This window comes from Paenibacillus favisporus (genome assembly GCF_040545415.1).
In the GTDB taxonomy this organism is placed as follows: Bacteria; Bacillota; Bacilli; order Paenibacillales; family Paenibacillaceae; genus Paenibacillus_AQ; species Paenibacillus_AQ favisporus.
The window spans coordinates 515,803-533,150 of the sequence record NZ_JBEPLV010000006.1; the positions used below are offsets into that span (position 1 = coordinate 515,803).

16 protein-coding genes are annotated in these 17,348 nt (G+C 54.6%); 10 read left to right on the plus strand and 6 right to left on the minus strand.

The genetic code is table 11. The features are described 5' to 3' along the window. Positions 1 to 79: 79 nt before the first annotated feature. Together ABID47_RS26230 and ABID47_RS26235 are read left to right on the plus strand one after the other, a co-directional pair. Entirely contained in the window at positions 80 to 1,084 is a 1,005-nt protein-coding gene (locus tag ABID47_RS26230) for a sugar phosphate isomerase/epimerase family protein (protein WP_354501180.1), read from the plus strand. A gap of 42 nt (positions 1,085 to 1,126) precedes the next feature. Continuing rightward, a complete protein-coding gene (locus tag ABID47_RS26235) occupies positions 1,127 to 2,896 on the plus strand; it encodes a hypothetical protein (RefSeq protein ID WP_354501182.1) in 1,770 nt (589 codons plus the stop codon). Between the two features lie 187 nt (positions 2,897 to 3,083). On the opposite strand, the gene ABID47_RS26240 is transcribed toward ABID47_RS26235, so the two are convergent. After that, the gene (locus ABID47_RS26240) at positions 3,084 to 3,836 is read right to left on the minus strand and encodes an SGNH/GDSL hydrolase family protein (RefSeq protein WP_354501184.1); all 753 of its coding nucleotides are present in this window, start codon (positions 3,834 to 3,836) and stop codon (positions 3,084 to 3,086) included. Between the two features lie 153 nt (positions 3,837 to 3,989). On the opposite strand from ABID47_RS26240, the gene ABID47_RS26245 reads away from it, so the two are divergent. Next, a complete protein-coding gene (locus tag ABID47_RS26245; protein WP_116233924.1) occupies positions 3,990 to 4,262 on the plus strand; it encodes a NifU N-terminal domain-containing protein in 273 nt (90 codons plus the stop codon). A gap of 255 nt (positions 4,263 to 4,517) precedes the next feature. Here ABID47_RS26245 and ABID47_RS26250 read toward each other — a convergent pair whose 3' ends face one another. The 3 genes from ABID47_RS26250 to ABID47_RS26260 are packed head-to-tail and all read right to left on the minus strand — an operon-like array spanning position 4,518 to position 7,672. Next, the gene (locus ABID47_RS26250) at positions 4,518 to 5,618 is read right to left on the minus strand and encodes a Gfo/Idh/MocA family protein (RefSeq protein ID WP_354501186.1); all 1,101 of its coding nucleotides are present in this window, start codon (positions 5,616 to 5,618) and stop codon (positions 4,518 to 4,520) included. Between the two features lie 5 nt (positions 5,619 to 5,623). Then, positions 5,624 to 6,472, minus strand: coding sequence for a sugar phosphate isomerase/epimerase family protein (locus ABID47_RS26255; protein ID WP_354501188.1), 849 nt, complete (start codon positions 6,470 to 6,472; stop codon positions 5,624 to 5,626). 36 nt (positions 6,473 to 6,508) lie between these two features. Next, complete coding sequence (locus ABID47_RS26260) at positions 6,509 to 7,672, minus strand: Gfo/Idh/MocA family protein (protein ID WP_354501190.1); 1,164 nt, start codon at positions 7,670 to 7,672, stop codon at positions 6,509 to 6,511. A 207-nt stretch (positions 7,673 to 7,879) separates the two neighbouring features. On the opposite strand from ABID47_RS26260, the gene ABID47_RS26265 reads away from it, so the two are divergent. Then, a complete protein-coding gene (locus ABID47_RS26265; protein WP_145163985.1) occupies positions 7,880 to 8,707 on the plus strand; it encodes an AraC family transcriptional regulator in 828 nt (275 codons plus the stop codon). A 45-nt stretch (positions 8,708 to 8,752) separates the two neighbouring features. Here the strand turns inward: ABID47_RS26265 and ABID47_RS26270 are convergent, their stop codons facing one another. Together ABID47_RS26270 and ABID47_RS26275 are read right to left on the minus strand one after the other, a co-directional pair. Continuing rightward, a complete protein-coding gene (locus ABID47_RS26270; protein WP_435530668.1) occupies positions 8,753 to 9,478 on the minus strand; it encodes a response regulator in 726 nt (241 codons plus the stop codon). Next, a complete protein-coding gene (locus ABID47_RS26275) occupies positions 9,447 to 11,093 on the minus strand; it encodes a sensor histidine kinase (RefSeq protein ID WP_354501192.1) in 1,647 nt (548 codons plus the stop codon). The genes ABID47_RS26270 and ABID47_RS26275 overlap by 32 nt, the downstream gene beginning before the upstream one ends. A 242-nt stretch (positions 11,094 to 11,335) precedes the next feature. Between ABID47_RS26275 and ABID47_RS26280 the strand changes: the two genes are divergently transcribed. The 6 genes from ABID47_RS26280 to ABID47_RS26305 all read left to right on the plus strand — a co-directional run bounded on the left by ABID47_RS26280 (position 11,336) and on the right by ABID47_RS26305 (position 16,874). Next, positions 11,336 to 12,370, plus strand: a complete 1,035-nt coding sequence (locus tag ABID47_RS26280; RefSeq protein WP_354501194.1) for a tripartite tricarboxylate transporter substrate binding protein — start codon at positions 11,336 to 11,338, stop codon at positions 12,368 to 12,370. 85 nt (positions 12,371 to 12,455) lie between these two features. Further along, a complete protein-coding gene (locus ABID47_RS26285) occupies positions 12,456 to 12,917 on the plus strand; it encodes a tripartite tricarboxylate transporter TctB family protein (RefSeq protein ID WP_116233929.1) in 462 nt (153 codons plus the stop codon). An 11-nt stretch (positions 12,918 to 12,928) separates the two neighbouring features. Further along, positions 12,929 to 14,455, plus strand: a complete 1,527-nt coding sequence (locus ABID47_RS26290) for a tripartite tricarboxylate transporter permease (protein WP_354501196.1) — start codon at positions 12,929 to 12,931, stop codon at positions 14,453 to 14,455. A gap of 23 nt (positions 14,456 to 14,478) precedes the next feature. Further along, the gene (locus ABID47_RS26295; RefSeq protein WP_435530670.1) at positions 14,479 to 15,180 is read left to right on the plus strand and encodes a TerC family protein; all 702 of its coding nucleotides are present in this window, start codon (positions 14,479 to 14,481) and stop codon (positions 15,178 to 15,180) included. Positions 15,181 to 15,197: 17 nt separating this feature from the next. Further along, positions 15,198 to 15,437: an HPr family phosphocarrier protein gene (locus ABID47_RS26300; protein WP_145163979.1), complete on the plus strand. Its 240-nt coding sequence runs from the start codon at positions 15,198 to 15,200 to the stop codon at positions 15,435 to 15,437. A gap of 18 nt (positions 15,438 to 15,455) precedes the next feature. Continuing rightward, positions 15,456 to 16,874 (plus strand): NAD-dependent malic enzyme, encoded by a 1,419-nt coding sequence (locus tag ABID47_RS26305; protein WP_089548614.1) that lies wholly within the window; start codon positions 15,456 to 15,458, stop codon positions 16,872 to 16,874. Positions 16,875 to 17,348: the final 474 nt, after the last annotated feature.

Here is a 17,348-nt window from a genome sequence, read left to right on the forward strand (position 1 = left end):
TTAGTTTGAATTTGAGATTGAGTGAGCGATGCCTTTCGAGGGGCGAAACGCTTTTAATCGAGTAGAAGGAGGCGGCTTGATGGTTCTGGATAAGGGAGAGTATTCCTTTTCAACCTGCTGGAATATTAAACGCCACGCCGTGGGAAGCGATATGATCGAAGAGATCCGGGATCTGGGCTTTAAGCGCGTGGAGCTCAACTATAACGTCACCCGGGAAATGCTGTCCACGATCGAACCGATGATTGAGCGCGGCGAAATCGGGATTTCCAGTGTGCATAATACGTTCCCGTTTATTGACGATCCCGATTATGGGACCGATTCGGTGCTGCTCGGATTTGAGGATGAAGCCAAGCGGAAGCGGGCGGTCGATCTGCTGGTGCAGTCGGCGGAATATGCCGCCCGTTACGGAGCGGCAGCCGTGGTCGTCCACCCGGGAGAGGTACCGTTTGAGGCCAATATCGATCAGGAGCTGAAGGCGCTCTACAAGGAGCACGGGCCCGATTCGCCGGCATACCGCAGCCTGTGGGAAGAGATGCTGGAGCGCCGGGATTCGCTGAGCGGGCATTATGCGGAGCGGATCGCGCACAGCCTGGAAGAGGCCTGCGGGCGGATCGCAGCCAAAGGATGGGACGTAACAATCGGCATCGAGACCCGGTCGCGGTGCTACCAGATGCCGACGCTGAGGGAAGCGCGCGGCATCATTGACCGCCTTCAAGGCGCCAAGATCGGCTTGTGGTACGACTTCGGCCACGGCATGATGATGGAGCGGATGGGTCTGTACGACAACGCGGCGGACATGAGCCTGATCATGGACCATATCGCGGGGATTCATATCCACGAGAGCGTGGGCTTGTCCGACCACTGGTGCCCCTATGTCCACAGCGGCGACATGGCTTATTTCGACCGGTTTTTGCCGGTGATCGAAGCCGCGCCCGTGAAGGTCTACGAGCTGAAATCAGCCTGTACGCCGGAGGAGATCGACCGCAGCCATGGGCTGCTGACGGCCAAGCTGGAGCGTCTGCGCGCAGCAGGCGGCCGGACCGGGACGGGGCACATTCCGGTTAACGAAAGTGGTGTGGAGTAAGGATACGGCGGCATGATGAACCCGAAAGCGAGTGAATAAAGCATGTATGAACAATTGGTTGGCATTAACGACCGATGCGTGGAGGAAAGCCTAAGCCGCCAAGTGCTGGACGAGTACAGCCGTTATCATGGGGGCGTCACGGACCCGGTCAACGGCATCGCCTGGGCCAGCCATGGCGGCACGCCGATGGTGATGGCGCTCTGGGCCGCGGCGCTGATCAATCCCGATTCGCGTTATTATCATAACGAAGAGCTGCTCAGCCGGCTGGAGTATGGAGCCGAATTCCTATTAAGATTCCAGCATGCCGACGGCTCCATCTCCCCGGGCTGGACGAATATGCACTCCCCGCCGGATACGGCGTTCGTGGCAGGCGGTCTCGCCCAGGTGCACGAGCTGCTCGAGGCCCATCTCGAAGATTGGGAGCAGCTGGGGAAGTCTGCCGGCCTGATCCGGTTGTTCCTTACCCGGACCACCCCCGTACTGCTGACAGGTGGCTGCCATACCCCCAACCACCGGTGGGTGCTCACGGCTGCCCTCGGCTTTTTGTACCGGCTCACCGGCAAGGAGGAACTGAAGGACAGGGCCGAAGCCTGGCTGGCTGAAGGGATGGACTGCACGGAGGACGGGGAATGGACCGAGCGGAGCAACGGAATCTATAACGGGGTCAGCGACATCGTGCTGTATTATGCCGCGGAACAGCTGAACCGGCCGGAGCTGCTGGAACCGGTACGCCGGAATCTGCGGATGATGGCTTACCTGATTCATCCGGACGGCGAGGTGGTCACCGATTATTCCGGCCGCCAGGATTACGGGGTGAGGCATGACCTATCCGGGTATTTTCTAATCAGCCGACTGATGGAGCATATGGACCGGGATCCGCTGTTTGCGGCGCTCGCCGATGCCGCCGGTCAGGCGATTGTCCATCCGGGCTGGCTGCCGAACAACGCGATGATCGGCTATCTTCGCTATCCGCAGCTGCGTGAGCGGCGGGTTCAGCCGTCGCCTCTTCCCGATCGCTACCGCGTGATGATCAACCGGCATTTTAACCGCGGGCAGTACCTCCGGCAGCTGGATAGCGCGGGCCATTACGGCCGCATTTACCACAGCCGGCTGCACACCGATTTCGGCGCTCCGGTCGGACGGCAGCGGGACGGTCAGACCAGCCTGACCGTCATGGCGGAGACGGACTCGTTCCTGTCCCTCCGGCATGGGACCGTAAGGCTGCTGGGCGTTAGGCTGGCCTCATCGTTCGAACCCGGCTACGTCAAAATGAACACGCTCGAAGAGCTGCCGGACGGATATCGGTTGGCCGGCGACGAGGCCAAAGGCTATTACGGCCCGCTCCCCCGGACGGTACTGCCGCAGACGGCGGCGGGCGGCGGGACGAGCCCGTGGTACTTGCTGCCGCACCATTTGCGCGAGATGACGCATGAGCAGCACCATCGCGCCGAAGCGGAGCTGACCGCAGATGAAGAGGGGTTCCGGCTTCGCGTGCAGTGCCGGGAACCTGAGGGCATGATGACGCAGGTATCCTTCGTCTTCGGCGGCGAAACGGCGTTCGTTGGGGAAGGATTGTTTCCGGCAGACGAGTCCGGCGGCGTGCTGTTCTGGAAGTCGGGCGGCGTCCGCTGCAGCGCCGGTACGGACTGGATCGAGATGGAGGGCGGGCAGCACGGACACTGGGCGAAGGCGCTGAACAACACCGGCTTTCCTGCCGGCTGTCGCACGCTGGTCGTCAATTTGATGACGCCGTATGACTGGACGTTCACTCTGCGGCTCTCCCCGAAGGAAGGCCGTGGAAATTACGAGTGACGAAATGACGGATGGCGAAATCACAAGGGACGAAATCTCGAATGGCGAAGCTCATAATGACGAAACTCATAATGACGAAAACTCGGAATAACAAAAAGGCTGCCCTATCAGGTGAAGTCACCTGATAGGGCAGCCTTTTTTAGTACAAATCCATCTAATTTCAACTAAACTCGCATGATCCTATCATTTACGCCTCGCAGCCTATCGTATTGTCTTTCAGCAAATGCCCGTAATTGGCCTTGACGAACTCGAGAACCTTGTCGTAAATGATACGATGGCCGTCCCGGTTCGGATGGATGCCGTCGGAGCAGATGAATTGGGTAAAGTCCGGATGGGCGAGAAAAGCTCCCCGCACGTCGATGTATTTGGTCTTGGTCAGCTCGGACACCTTGAGGATCGTCGAATTGTAACGCTCCTGCCACCAGTAGATTTTGGTGACGCTGCCGAGAAACTTCATGATGTTTCGCTCCGCTTCAGGGTTATCCTGGCTGACCCACTTGAAGTATTTATCCGCGTTGAGGGGAGGAAGGCTCATGAGGACCGGCGTAATCGACTGGCTTTTCAGAAAATTCACCGTATCCGTCAGCATTTTCTCAAACAGTGTAAAATCCGTCTTGGGACGGTGCTCCGCGTCCGGATTGCTGGCAATTTCGCTCCAGTTAAAATCGCAATCGTTGCCGCCGTATTCAATCAGCACGATGCTGGGCTTGCCCTTCAGAATTTCTTTCTTCAGGCTGCCGATGCCCTTCATCAGCGTATTGCCGAATCTCGCCGTGTTTTTCACGGCTCCCTTTAGTTTGTCCTGAAGAAGGGATACGTAATTATCCTCAAGGATGACATATTTGCTGCGCGTTTCATCATACACGACCCCCTTGGAAATCGAGTCCCCGGAAACGATGTACGTGGCGTCCATTCCGGGCTGCAGTCTGCTGTCGCTCATTTCTTCACCTCTCCCTAACCGTTCAATTCCTTTTATTGTAATCCAGCGTTTCGCCAAGCGCAAATGATGTCGCTTTCACTTCTGAAGGGCGAATTGGTTTTGGTGGAAAATGGACAATATGGTACAGTTATAGGCAGAAAGGAGTGATTAAGCATGGCCGTATCCATTCAAATTCAGCAGACCCCGAACCCGCACTCGCTTAAAGTCAATGCGAGCCAGAGCCTGTTCGAAGGACCGAAAAGTACCTCACTGAAAAAAGGGGACGACACCGACCATCCGCTCGCCAGCGCGCTGCTCAGCATCGATGGGGTGGACAACATTTTTGGCATCGGGACGTTCGTCACCGTCAGCAAAATGCCGGATGCCGATTGGGACAACATCGTTCCGAAAATCGAAGAGGCGTTTACCAACGTCTACGGGGAGTAGTGACCGAATGTGACCGAATAATAGCCACTGCCTCAGCACGTGCATGACATATAACCGAATGGTATGGCTATTCTTTATTCGATGGATGCCCTAACGGAATAGATCCAAATCCGGATGGAATGCAAAAAAGCTCCCGCCGTGCTCTTAACCTCTTTACACAGAGGGGGAGCGCGATACGGGAACTTTTTTGCTTATGGAAAAGTCGTCAATCCTGGCAGCCCGTTAATTTAACACGCGGTCGGGCAAAAATTGTGGCTACGAATTCGTCTGCAGCACCTGATCGATACGTACGGCCGCTTCCTGCGCCTTGAGGCACAGCTCGGCCGCTTTAAAGCAGTGTTCCTGGGTCATGGCGTTCTCGGTCCGGTTCAGGCAGTCGAGAATGAGCTGGCCGAAGTAAGGGTAGCCTACCTTGCCTTTGACTTCGAAGTGCTGTTCGCCGTCCCCGTTCACCAGGTAGACATGGTCGCCGCGCGGATCGCGGGCGATGTCGATGTATTTGCGCAGCTCGATATAGCCTTCGGTGCCGAGGATGATCGTCCGGCCGTCGCCCCAGGTGCCGAGACCGTCCGGCGTAAACCAGTCGACCCGGAAATACTGGGTGGCGCCATTGTCGCCTACCAGGGTCGCGTCGCCGAAATCCTCGAGCTCGGGATAGTCCGGATTGTTGTAATTCGCTACTTTGCTGTGCAGAACCTTGGCGTCCTTGCAGCCGGCATAGAACAGGAACTGTTCGATTTGGTGGCTCCCGATATCGCACAGAATGCCGCCGTATTTTTCCTTCTCAAAAAACCAGTCCGGACGCGACGGCGCATTCAGCCGGTGCGGGCCGAAGCCGGTCACCTGGATGACGCGGCCGATGGCTCCTTTTTGCACGAGCTGTCCGGCATAGACCGCTGACTCCACATGAAGCCGCTCGCTGTAATAAACCGCGTATTTTTGACCGGTTTCCTTCACCTTCCGGCGCGCCTCTTCTAGCTGGTCCAGCGAAGTGAACGGCGTTTTGTCCGTAAAATAGTCTTTTCCTGCGTCCATCACCTGCAGCCCAAGAGCGCAGCGTTCGCTTGGCACCGCGGCTGCGGCCACCAATCGGACCTCCGGATCCTCGAGCACCTGCTCAAGGCTGTCCGCGATCTGAACCTGCGGGAACTTGTCGGCAAAAGCCTGGCTTCTCGCCGGCTCCGGATCGTAAACCCATTTCAGCGTCGCCCCGGCTTCGATCAGCCCGTTGCACATGCCATAAATATGCCCGTGGTCCAGGGCCGCCGCCGCAAACACAAACTCTCCCGGTTCAACAACATGGTTCGGCTTGCCTTCCGGCGCGTAGTTCATTCCGTCTTTATTTTGTGCGGTCATGAAGGTCACATCCTTTCGCGCATGAGCTGGGCGAATTCCTTCAGCAGCTCACGCGACGTGTATTGTTCGCTGAAATCCTCGATGCCCAAGTAGCCGTCATAGCCGACGGATTTCAGGTCATTGAGCAGTGAGGTGAAATCTACGATGCCTTCGCGCATCGGCGCCCATTTCGAACGCCATTTGACCGTTCCGTCTTCACGCGTTCCTTCGCGGATCCACTCGGCGTTTTTGATGTGGACGTGGGCGAGGTAGGGACCGAGAAGCTGAAGGCCCATCCGGGAATGCTCGAAGCCTTCGTGGATCATGTTGCCCGGATCGTACAGGACGCCGATATGGTCCGGGCTGCAGTGGCTGACCAGGCGGTGGGCGAGACCGGCGCTCGGCGCGATCGTGCCGTGATGGGTTTCGATGATGCCTTTGACGCCGTATTGCTTGGCCATTTGCTCCGCTTCTTTTAAATAACGGACCGTCTTGTCGTACAGCTCGTTATAGTCGGCGGATGCGTTGTAGCCGGCTACGCCGAGGCGGATCATTTTCGCCCCAAGCTGCTGGGCCGTCCGGAATACATGCTCCGTATCCTTCAGATCCAGATGGTTCAGATAGGGAGTGATGCTGACGACCTCAAGTCCCTGCGCAAGGGCCAGGTCTTTGAATTTCTGCATTTGGTCCGCGGGAAGGGAGGGGTCGATCGAGCACAAATTGTTGCTCCAGAACGACGGCTTCTCGCCTGCAGCGCTTGCGGGAACTTCCTTGAAGCGCCATTCCACGCCGTCCAGTCCGGCTTCCTTGGCGGCCAGTACAAGCTCTTCAGGGGTCAGATCCGGGGTGACGACGGTAAATACCGATAGTTTCATAGGGCGATTCTCCTCTTATTGAAAATGGGCTGTCTATCAGTGAGTTCCGGATACGTCCAGCACCTTACCGCCGGCGGTTTCCTTGCGGAACGTCGAGTTTTTGATCTTCTCCTGCAGCTTGTCGTAGAACAGATCCTCGTCGAGCGGAAGGTCCACCCAATCGTCTGTCCAGGCCGACAGATGCATCGCGTTCGAGATCGTCAGGCCGCGGATGCCTTCTTCGCCAGGGGCGATCAGCTTCTCGCCGTGCAGCAGGGCATTGGTGAAGTTCTGTAAAATCCCGTTATGCTGAGGACCATGTCCCCCGTGCACCGGAATGTCGCACTTCCAGCATTCCGGCTGGCCGAATCCGCCTGTATATTCCGCGTTGAACTGCGGCTCAGGCACGCGCAGGCGCCAGAAGGTGATCTTGTCGTCTTCGACGACGATTTTGCCGTTATCTCCGGAGAGCTCGAACCGGTTCGTTCCGGGTGCCTCGCCTACAGTGGTCACGAATACGCCGGTAGCTCCGTTTTCATATTCGACATAAGCGGTGACGTCATCTTCGACTTCGATATTGCGGTATTTACCAAAGTGGCAGAAAGCACGCACGCGCTTCGGCATCAGGCCGGTCGTCCACTGCCACAGGTCCAGCTGGTGCGGATCCTGGTTCAGCAGCACGCCGCCGCCTTCGCCGGCCCAGGTGGCCCGCCATCCGCCGGAATTATAGTAGCTCTGCGAGCGGTACCAGTTGGTAATGATCCAGTTGGTCCGCTTGATATTCCCCAATTCTCCGGACTGCACCAGATCGCGCAGCTTCGTATACAGCGGGGAGGTCCGCTGGTTGTACATAATGCCGAACAGCTTGCCCGATTGGGAAGCGGCCTCGTTCATTTCACGAACCGCCTTGGTGTAGACTCCGGCCGGTTTCTCGACGATGACGTGGTAACCGTTCTCAAAAGCCTGGATCGCCAGCACCGGATGATCATAATGCGGAACAGCGATCAGGACGGCATCCATCGCTTGCGAAGCGAAGAACGCCTCCGGTGTGTCGAACTTTTGCACCGATTCCGGCAGATGGGCCTGTGCCCACTCCAGACGGGCGGGGCTTGTATCGCAAATCGCCGTCAGCTGTGCCCCCTTGATTTTATCCACCAAATTCAGTGCATGACTGCTTCCCATATTCCCGATGCCGATAATGCCGTATCGTACTTGCTCCATCTAAATGATCCCGCCTTCCCATGGATTATGAACAAAGTTTGCAGGCATGTAAGCCATTACATCTCCCTCAAGCTTAGCCCGAATGGCATGGGAAGCAAATGGCTAAGATTAAGAGGGTTTTGCACAAAATTAAGGTGTTTTCGTAAAATGGAGATGATACAATGGCATTACATTAGACGACTATTTTCTATATAAGGAGGGTCATTTATGGCACAGGCCATGCAGCTCGGCGCACGGCTGCCGGAAGGGCTTCGGGTACATATCAGTCACGTCCAGCTCAAAAGCGGCTTTCCCGACTGGAACCGGGCCGAAGTCGCCCCGAGCTTCCACCGGCTCTATTACATCACCGAGGGCGAAGGATCGGTCGTCATCAACGGCGTGACCTATTACCCCAAGCCGAACCAGCTGATGATTATGCCTGCTGGGACGAGCCAGACGACCTACACGTCCAAGGAAAATCCATACACGCGGTATTTCTGCCATTTTGACGCCCAGGTGGGGGAGTGGCCTTTGTTCCATGCAGACAGCAAGCTGTATATCAGCGATGTCGGCGACCCGGAGTTTATTCGAAGTACTTTTAACGATATGATCGGTCAATTTCAGGCGGGAGGTCCTTTCGCGGCCCTGCGCATGCAGGCGGGTCTGCTGCACATGCTGGCCTGCTGCCTGGAGGAGGGGGGATACACCGACTATTGGATCGATTTCATGCACCATACGGAAGGGAACAAGCTGGGCGGCGTGCTGCAGTACATTCATGACCATCTTCATGAACCGATGGAGATCGAAAAGCTGGCCGAGATCGTCCATCTGCATCCAAACTACTTTATCCCTTATTTTAAAAAAGCGATGGGCTGCACACCGATGCATTACGTCCAGCGCAAGCGTATGGAGGAAGCCAGACGCCTGCTTTCATTTACGAACGCGCCCGTAGCGGACATTGCCGATCAGCTCGGAATGCAGCTGTCGCACTTTTCCCGGCAGTTCAAGGGGCATACCGGTATGTCACCGACGGAGTATCGGGCGTGCACGCGGTAAGAATTATCCGATAGCAAGGAAAACCCGCCTGCGCCTGCAGACGGGTTATTTTTTGCTCCGGTATACGCGCTCCGGCCGTCCTACGACTCCATAGGACAGGTCGGCATAGACAATGCCGAACCCGACGAGATGCTCCAGATATCTCCGGCTGGTCGAGCGGCTGATGCCGATCCGTTTGGCCACTTGATGGGCGGTTAGCCCGTCGTTCACCGTCGAAATGGTTTGAACGACCTTTTCAAGCGTCAATTTATCGATGCCTTTGGGCAGGAAAACGTCGGCCGTATTCACAGGGAGCGGCTCCGCTTTGACGGGACCTGCTAGCAGGCGGTCCACATCGCTCTGGCCAATGCTCCCAGCCGTATCCAGCCGGGATAACTCCCGTTGAAATGCGGCATAATGCAGCAGCGTTTCCTTCAGCCTGTCGAAGATGAGCGGCTTCATGAGGTAATCGAACGCACCGCTGCGGATGGCTTCCCGGATCGGTTCGATTTCCCGGGCGGCGGTAATCATGATGACATCCGTGCTGCGGTAGTGCTGGCGGATGAACAGCAGCAGATCCAAGCCGCTGGCTTGATGCAGGTAGATATCGAGAAGCACCAATTGGGGCTCCAGGATTTCCAGCTGCGATTTTGCCTGCATTTCATCCGTGGCGATGCCGACGACTTTAAATCCCGGCACTTGTTCTACGAATCGCCTGTTTATCTCCGCGATTTTGGTGTCATCCTCTACGATTAACACCTCAATCATTGGGTTTGGTTCGGACATTTCCATGAGGATGCTCCTTTCTGAATAGATCGGGTTGTTTGGGGATCGCCACCGTAAAGACCGTACCGCCGCCCGCCGTATTCCGATGGAACGTAATGTAACCGCTTAACTTATTGACCGCATGAACGACAAGGGCAAGCCCGATTCCGCGGTGTTCCCCCGGTTTGGTAGAGAAGCCCTTTTCATAGATCGTATCTCCGATATCTTCCGGAATGCCGATTCCGTTATCCTCGCATTCGATGATCAGGTCCTCACCCAAATCTGTCAGGAACAGCGTGACTTCGCCTTTGGATTCCGAAAAGGCTTGCCGCGCAAGAACGGCTTCCATCGCGTTGTCGATCAAATTTCCGATAATGGTCACGAGCAGGCTGCGGTCCATATGGTCCGGGATGTCAGCGAACGTGCTCTCCGGATCAATCTCAAAGGAAAGCTTCAGCTCTTGGGCGTGATTGTATTTGCCGATCAGCAGCCCGCCGATGACCGGGTCCGGGATTTCCCTCATCACAAACTGAATCAAATGCTGGTGGACGTTCACTTCGCGGTTGATCAGGTCAACCGCTTCCTGGTAAGACTCCAGCTGGATCAGACCGGATATGACATAGAGCTTGTTGGAGTATTCGTGCGTCTGCGCCCGGAGCGACTCCGCAAAACGCTTGACCTGGGACAACTCTTCGGCCAGCCGGTACAATTCCGGCTTGCTGCGGAAGCTGGAGACCGCCCCGGTTAATTGATTGTTCATATCCATGATAGGAAGCCTGTTCACGATCACTTCATGGTCGCCGATCAGCATCTCCCGGTCGAACTCGGCTTCGCCGCTCCGGACTACCTCGAGCAGCCGCGTGTTCGGAAGGACGTCCTCAATATGTTTTCCCATGATCGCTTCATTCTCCGACAGATTCATCAGCTGAAGAGCGAAACGGTTAGCCATCGTAATGAAGCCGTCCCGGTTAATGGCGATAATTCCTTCGCGGATCGATTCCAGGACCGCCTTTTTCTCTATATACAGCGCCCCGATTTCCTTGGGCTCAAGTCCATGAATGGAACGCCTGACGCTGCGTGCGATCAGTACGGCTCCGCTTGCCCCGACAGCCAGACCGATCAAGGAGACCAGCAATATTTCATTTTGGTACACGTCGTTTATCCGGTCAATGTTGTCGGTCAGAAAACCGACAGACACGATGCCGATCACCGTCCCGTCATCCGCAATAACAGGAGCCTTCCCGCGAACGGAAGGCCCCATGGAACCGGTGGCCTTGGATACGATCGAATGCCCCGCAAGTACCGGACCGTTGTCGCCGCCGACCATCGATTTGCCGATGCGGTCCGGCAGGGGATGCGAATACCGGATGCCTTCGCGGTTCCCTACAACAATATACTGGGCGCCGGTTTTGATCCGGACGCTTTCCGAAATAGGCTGGATTACGGCCGAAGGATCCGGCTCAGTAAAGGCTTTTCTAATCTCCGGCATGATCGCTAGAGTTTCAGCTACTTTTAGGGCGCGCTGACCGATCTGATCCTCGAAAATGTTTGTGATCACGACATAAAAAATACCGCTCAAGCTGAGGATGATAAAGGCAATCAGGGAACAGATGATCCAAATCAGTTTTGTCTGCAGCCGCATGTTGTACCGTGCGCCCCTCCGTTTTTTGCTTTTATTGTAGCATAAAGGCCTTGAAAGGGCTTTCATTTTATCGTGAACAAAATGAACAAAATGCCCATAATCGTGTTTTTAGATCTTATGTGCTTAACATTTGCTAAAGCTGCCGCGGGTGATATGCTGAGAACCACAAAAAGAAAGCGCATACATTGCGATGACACCAAGTTGATAAGGGTGTAGATGAACTTTTCGAAAGGGGTATCCAGATGAATAAAAAAATGATGAGCAAAACCTGGAAAGTGATACCTGCGGCCATTCTGGCGCTTAGTTTGGCGGCTTGTGCCAACGGGGGAGCAGCAAAAGAGGGCACTTCAGCCAAAAAATCCAATTATCCCGACAAAGCGTTAACACTCGTGGCCCCATCGGGTGCGGGCGGGGGATGGGATATGACGGCCCGTACCATTGCGAAAGTATTGACCGAGACAAAGGCTGTCAGCAAAGCTATTACGGTTGAAAATAAACCGGGCGGAGGCGGCGCCGTGTTTATGGCCGAGTACGCGACCAAGGACAAGAAGGATGACTACAAATTGTTTGTCAACTCTCCGCCGATCCTGATCAACAATTTAAAAAAGGAGGGCAATTCGCCATATGGATATCAGGATACGACGCCGCTGGCTCAGCTGACGAAGGACTATGGCGCCATTGCCGTAGCGGTTGACTCGAAATACAACGATCTGAAGTCGCTGCTCGATGATTTGAAAGCCGATCCGACCAAGTTCACGATCGCCGGCGGATCGGCTCCCGGCTCTATGGATCATCTCGTATCCATTCTGCCGGCATTCAAGTACGGGATTGACCCCAAGAGCGTCAAGTACGTTTCTTACGACGGGGGCGGCGAAGCCATTACCGCACTGCTTGGCGGCAACGCCGATGTACTGGGTACGGATGCCTCGTCGCTTGACCAGTATTTAAAGGCCGGAAAAATCAAAGTGCTCGGCGTGGCCGCACCTGAACGTCTGGGAGGAAGCTTAAAAGACGTGCCGACGATGAAGGAGCAGGGAATTGACGCGGAATTCCTCATTTGGCGGGGGATATTCGGACCCAAGGAAATGAGCGATGAAGCGAAGAGCTATTGGGATCAGGCCATCCAAAAAATGACCGAGACGAAAGAGTGGGCGACCGAGATGACGGCGAACAACTGGGAAAGCGATTATAAGAACAGCGACGATTTCAAGGCTTTCCTGGCTCAACAAAATGATCAGCTGAAAGAAATGCTGACGGCACTCGGCATGCAGAAGTAACGGCTTAGGCCATGCAGGGGCAGGGAAAGGGATGGGGACTTCCTTTACTTCCTTTTTCCCTGCCTGAAGAGGAGGCGTGAAGACTATGAATCATTCATTTGACCGCTATGCCGGCATCGTATTTTGTGCGATCGGCATCGCTTTTGTCATCGGAAGCACCAGCATATCGACAAGCGCCTATGGCAGCAACGTCGGCGCGAACATCTTTCCGATGTTTCTCGGCGCATTTCTTTCGCTGATGAGCATCAGGCTGATATATGAAACCTTCCGCAGGCAGCAGAAGCAGCAAAATCGGGAAAAGCTCGATTACAAGCGTTTCGGTATTATTTTTACGGCCGCCGTGCTGTACGCCCTTTTCCTGGAGGATATCGGATTCGTTATTTCAACGTTCCTGTTCCTGATGATCGGCTTTCAAACGATGCAGCGGGGCCGGATCTGGATATCGGCCGTGATCTCCGCTTGCTTTTCTTACGGTGTGTATTATCTGTATGTCAACGTGCTGGATGGTACCCTGCCCGGTTTTCCATCTTGGTTAGTCTTATTCTAGGGGGTTAAACAATGAGCACCGTTGAATATTTGCTGCATGGGCTTGGGACGGCAATGCAGTGGCATAATCTGGTCTTTGTATTTTTTGGCGTCTTGATCGGCACCGTCGTTGGCGTGCTGCCAGGCATCGGTCCGATGAGCGGCGTGGCGCTGCTGATTCCGATTACCGCAACCATGACATCGGGCCTGAGTCCGGAAGAAGCGGCTACAAGTTCCATTATTCTGCTGGCTGGCGTATATTACGGCGCCATGTACGGCGGGTCCACGACATCCATTCTGCTCAATACGCCGGGCGAGTCCTCGTCTGTCGTCACGACTCTGGATGGATATCAAATGGCGAAGCAGGGACGGGCGGGTGCGGCGCTCGCGATATCGGCCATCGGTTCGTTTGCCGCAGGCATTATCTCTTTGGTTGGACTCATCTTCCTGGCCCGCCCATTATCGGCTGTTGCGATCAAATTTGGTCCCGCCGAATACTTTTCGCTGATGGTGCTCGGACTCCTTGCGATCAGCGGCCTGGCCGGCAAATCGATGGTCAAGGCGCTGATGATGACGGCACTCGGCCTGCTTCTGGCGACGATCGGGATCGACAGCGTATCCGGCGTAGAGCGGTTTACCTTCGGGATTCCGGAGCTTTATCAGGGGCTGGAATTTTTGACGATCGCAGTCGGCATGTTCGCGGTGGGTGAAGTGTTCAAAACCATTTTGGAACGGGACCATAACGACGGAGAAATCGCAAAAATCAACCGCATTCTGCCAACGAAGCAGGATATGAAGGATAGCGCCGCACCGATCGCGCGCGGTTCTATTCTTGGCTTCTTTATCGGTCTGCTGCCAGGAGCAGGAGCCATTCTCGCGTCCTTTTTTGCATATATTGTAGAAAAAAAGATCAGCAAGCATCCCGAGAAATTCGGGAAAGGCGCCATCGAAGGCGTAGCGTCGCCCGAATCGGCCAATAATGCGGCTTCCGGCGGGGCCATGATTCCACTGCTCAGTCTTGGGATTCCGTCTTCCGGTACGACGGCCATTTTGATGGGTGCCTTCATTATGTACAATGTGCAGCCGGGCCCATTGCTGTTTCAGGATCATCCCCAGCTGGCCTGGGGCGTTATAGCCAGTATGTTTGTCGGCAACCTGATGCTGCTGATTCTCAACATGCCGCTCGTCAAGCTGTTCGCCAAGGTAATCGAGACGCCTGCCAAGTATTTGATCCCTTTAATTATTGTCTTTTCGGTCTTCGGAGTGTACGCCGTTCAGTATTCGACGTTCGATCTTCTCTTAATTATGGGCTGCGGCGTGGTCGGTTATGTATTGTCCAAAAACGACTTTCCGCTCGCTCCCCTCGTCCTGGGACTTATTCTTGGACCCATGATGGAAAATAACATGCGGCGCGCACTGACGATTTCCAACGGTGATTTTATGATCTTCCTCCAGAAGCCGGTCTCCCTTGTGTTTCTGATCATTGGACTGCTGTGGATTACGATTCCGTTAATCCTGAAGCTGAAAGGCAGGAGAGTTCTTGTTAATGAGGAAGGCTAGGAAAGGAAACGGCACTTATGGATATGGAGTGGTTACTTCTAGGTCTATTAAAAATTATCGTCATTAATATTGTGCTGAGCGGCGATAACGCTGTCGTTATCGCTCTCGCCTGCAAAAACCTGCCGCCCGAACAGAGAAAGAAAGCGGTCTTCTTCGGCAGCTTCGGTGCGATTGTGCTTCGCTTCGTACTGACCATTGCCGCCGTTTGGCTGCTGCAGATACCTTTTGTTCAATTGGCAGGAGGCATCCTGTTGCTCTGGATTGCGCTTAAACTCATGCAGGGTGAAGCCGAAGGGGGAAAGCTTGAAGCAAGCACCCGCCTCGCAAAAGCCATTAAAACGATTATGATCGCCGACTTGGTGATGAGCCTTGATAATGTAGTGGCTGTGGCTGGAGCGGCGTCAGGAAATTATCTCTTAATTGCCCTTGGACTTGCCGTCAGCATTCCGTTGATTATTTGGGGCAGCAGACTGCTGATGACTCTAATGAGCCGTTTTCCGGTTATCGTTATTGTTGGCGTTGCTCTTCTCGGGTACACGTCGGGTGAAATGATTCTAAAAGAGAAGAGGCTGGCCAATATCACGGATGCCTTGCCTCATGCGTTTCACACGGTTATTCCACTGGTACTCGCCGTTGGGATTGTCCTGGGAGGCAGACTGCTGCAGCATTACCGTCAGATGCATGAATCCCGGACCGATGCAGGTGCAAGTACCCCACAAAGATAAAGAACGGAGGTCAACACATGGGTGGTTTGGAGACCAAGGCGATTGTGGATATAAATCAGACGGCTAACCGGTTTACATCCAGCATCGTGCTTAAGGCCGGTGGCCGGGCGATCGATGCCAAGAGCATCCTCGGGTTGAGCTTTTCGCTGTTGAGCCGGGAACAGTATCAGCTTGAAATTTACGGTCCTGACGAAGCGGCGGCCACAACAGCGATGAAAGAGGCGTTTGCCAGGCACGGCCTTAGGGTCGAAATTTGACGGAGGAGAGTGGAAGGCATGGCTGTGCCTAAATCAGGGAGCACGAATATCATCGTCCGGGTGGAAATGGACAAGGCCTCGGCAGCGTTTGGAAGAATTGCCATGGCTATCGGCGATTCAGGAGGAGATATTGTAGCTATTGATGTCAGCGGTACCGGTAAAGTAACGACGATCCGGGACCTGACGGTTAACATTACGGACACGGGGGCGAAGGATTTAATTGTCCAGGTGCTGAATAAGCTGCCCGGCGTGAAGGTTTTGCAGGTTTCCGACCAGACCTTCCTGATGCATCTGGGAGGCAAAATCGAAGTGACGCCGAAAATGGCCATCAAATCCCGGGATGATCTGTCCCGTGTCTATACACCCGGCGTTGCCAGCGTATGTATGGCGATTCATGAGGACCCGTCCCGTGCCCATACCCTTACCATCAAACGCAACACGGTTGCGGTGGTGTCGGACGGGAGCGCCGTGCTTGGACTCGGGAATATCGGCCCACTCGCCGCCATGCCCGTGATGGAGGGAAAAGCGATGCTGTTCAAGCAGCTCGCGGGGGTGGATGCCTTTCCCATCTGTCTGGACTCGCAGGATACGGAGGAAATCATCGCGACGATCAAACGGATTGCTCCCGCGTTTGGAGGCATCAATTTGGAGGACATTTCGTCTCCGCGCTGCTTTGAAATCGAGAGGCGGCTGATCGAGGAGCTGGACATCCCCGTGTTTCACGACGACCAGCATGGGACGGCTGTCGTGCTGCTGGCGGGCCTTTATAATGCAGTGAAATTGGTCGGAAAGAGACTTGAGGATTGCAAAATCGTCCTTTGCGGCATCGGCGCTGCCGGCATCGCCTGTACCAAGATCCTTCAAGCTGCCGGCGTTACGCGGATCGTGGGGGTGGATCGGGAGGGTGCTATCGTTCGAGGGAACGAGTATACACATGACGCCTGGCGTTGGTACGCCGAGCATACGAATCCGGACAAAGAGTCGGGAACCTTATCGGACGTGATTGTGGATGCTGACATTTTTATCGGTGTGTCGGGTCCCGGAGTTTTAAGTCGTGGGGATATCGGCAAAATGGCTCCCGATCCGATCGTCTTCGCGATGGCCAACCCAACCCCGGAGATTGCGCCGGAGGAAGCCGAAGGGATCGTCCGGGTGATCGCTACCGGAAGATCAGATTATCCGAACCAAATAAACAACGTCCTTTGTTTTCCGGGATTGTTCCGCGGCGTGCTCGATTGCCGGGCCTCCAGGGTGACGGAGGAGATGAAGATTGCTGCCGCCAAGGCCATTGCTTCCGTTGTCGGGGAGGATGAGCTGAACGAGCAATATATTATCCCTAGTGTCTTTAACCCCCATGTAGCAGAAAAGGTAAAAGAAGCCGTGGTTCAGGCAGCCTATGCTTCAGGTGTAGCTAGAAGAAGGGAGCGCGGTTTCTAAGCGATTATCGATTCCCAGCTTATATGTATTGCGCGGCCGCGAGTGATCGCGGCTGATTGTATAGTAGGGTACATGATGGAGTCGAAATTCCCAAAGAACGAATTCCTAACTTCATATATTATTTAGCTGGCAGGGAGGGGACAGCAGAACATTATAGTTACAAACTCAATTTGAGTTCCGTGTTATAAGGCGACTTATAAGGCGCAACGAAATGGAATATTTTTCAACTTGTTAAAAAAGTACTGACGTGGTACATTATAAATCCGGCCGCTGATAAGGCGCCGGCAAGCAAAAAAGAAAATTAAAAAAAACTTGCAATTAAGAAGTGAACATGATATATTATAAGAGTTGCTGCTGAAACACTGAGTGGTAACGAAACGAAGTTTTGATCTTTGAAAACTGAACAACGAGTGAGTATAAACGCGATGGTCTTATGACCGGAGCGATTGAGATTAAATCAATCTCGTCAGATTC

What these genes read in the sequence shown, in the direction of transcription:
- ABID47_RS26230 (WP_354501180.1), top strand. Translation starts at nt 80, where the DNA reads ATGGTTCTGGATAAGGGAGAGTATTCCTTTTCAACCTGCTGGAATATT.
- ABID47_RS26235 (WP_354501182.1), top strand. Translation starts at nt 1,127, where the DNA reads ATGTATGAACAATTGGTTGGCATTAACGACCGATGCGTGGAGGAAAGC.
- ABID47_RS26240 (WP_354501184.1), bottom strand. Translation starts at nt 3,836, where the DNA reads ATGAGCGACAGCAGACTGCAGCCCGGAATGGACGCCACGTACATCGTT.
- ABID47_RS26245 (WP_116233924.1), top strand. Translation starts at nt 3,990, where the DNA reads ATGGCCGTATCCATTCAAATTCAGCAGACCCCGAACCCGCACTCGCTT.
- ABID47_RS26250 (WP_354501186.1), bottom strand. Translation starts at nt 5,618, where the DNA reads ATGACCGCACAAAATAAAGACGGAATGAACTACGCGCCGGAAGGCAAG.
- ABID47_RS26255 (WP_354501188.1), bottom strand. Translation starts at nt 6,472, where the DNA reads ATGAAACTATCGGTATTTACCGTCGTCACCCCGGATCTGACCCCTGAA.
- ABID47_RS26260 (WP_354501190.1), bottom strand. Translation starts at nt 7,672, where the DNA reads ATGGAGCAAGTACGATACGGCATTATCGGCATCGGGAATATGGGAAGC.
- ABID47_RS26265 (WP_145163985.1), top strand. Translation starts at nt 7,880, where the DNA reads ATGGCACAGGCCATGCAGCTCGGCGCACGGCTGCCGGAAGGGCTTCGG.
- ABID47_RS26270 (WP_435530668.1), bottom strand. Translation starts at nt 9,478, where the DNA reads ATGGAAATGTCCGAACCAAACCCAATGATTGAGGTGTTAATCGTAGAG.
- ABID47_RS26275 (WP_354501192.1), bottom strand. Translation starts at nt 11,093, where the DNA reads ATGCGGCTGCAGACAAAACTGATTTGGATCATCTGTTCCCTGATTGCC.
- ABID47_RS26280 (WP_354501194.1), top strand. Translation starts at nt 11,336, where the DNA reads ATGAATAAAAAAATGATGAGCAAAACCTGGAAAGTGATACCTGCGGCC.
- ABID47_RS26285 (WP_116233929.1), top strand. Translation starts at nt 12,456, where the DNA reads ATGAATCATTCATTTGACCGCTATGCCGGCATCGTATTTTGTGCGATC.
- ABID47_RS26290 (WP_354501196.1), top strand. Translation starts at nt 12,929, where the DNA reads ATGAGCACCGTTGAATATTTGCTGCATGGGCTTGGGACGGCAATGCAG.
- ABID47_RS26295 (WP_435530670.1), top strand. Translation starts at nt 14,479, where the DNA reads ATGGAGTGGTTACTTCTAGGTCTATTAAAAATTATCGTCATTAATATT.
- ABID47_RS26300 (WP_145163979.1), top strand. Translation starts at nt 15,198, where the DNA reads ATGGGTGGTTTGGAGACCAAGGCGATTGTGGATATAAATCAGACGGCT.
- ABID47_RS26305 (WP_089548614.1), top strand. Translation starts at nt 15,456, where the DNA reads ATGGCTGTGCCTAAATCAGGGAGCACGAATATCATCGTCCGGGTGGAA.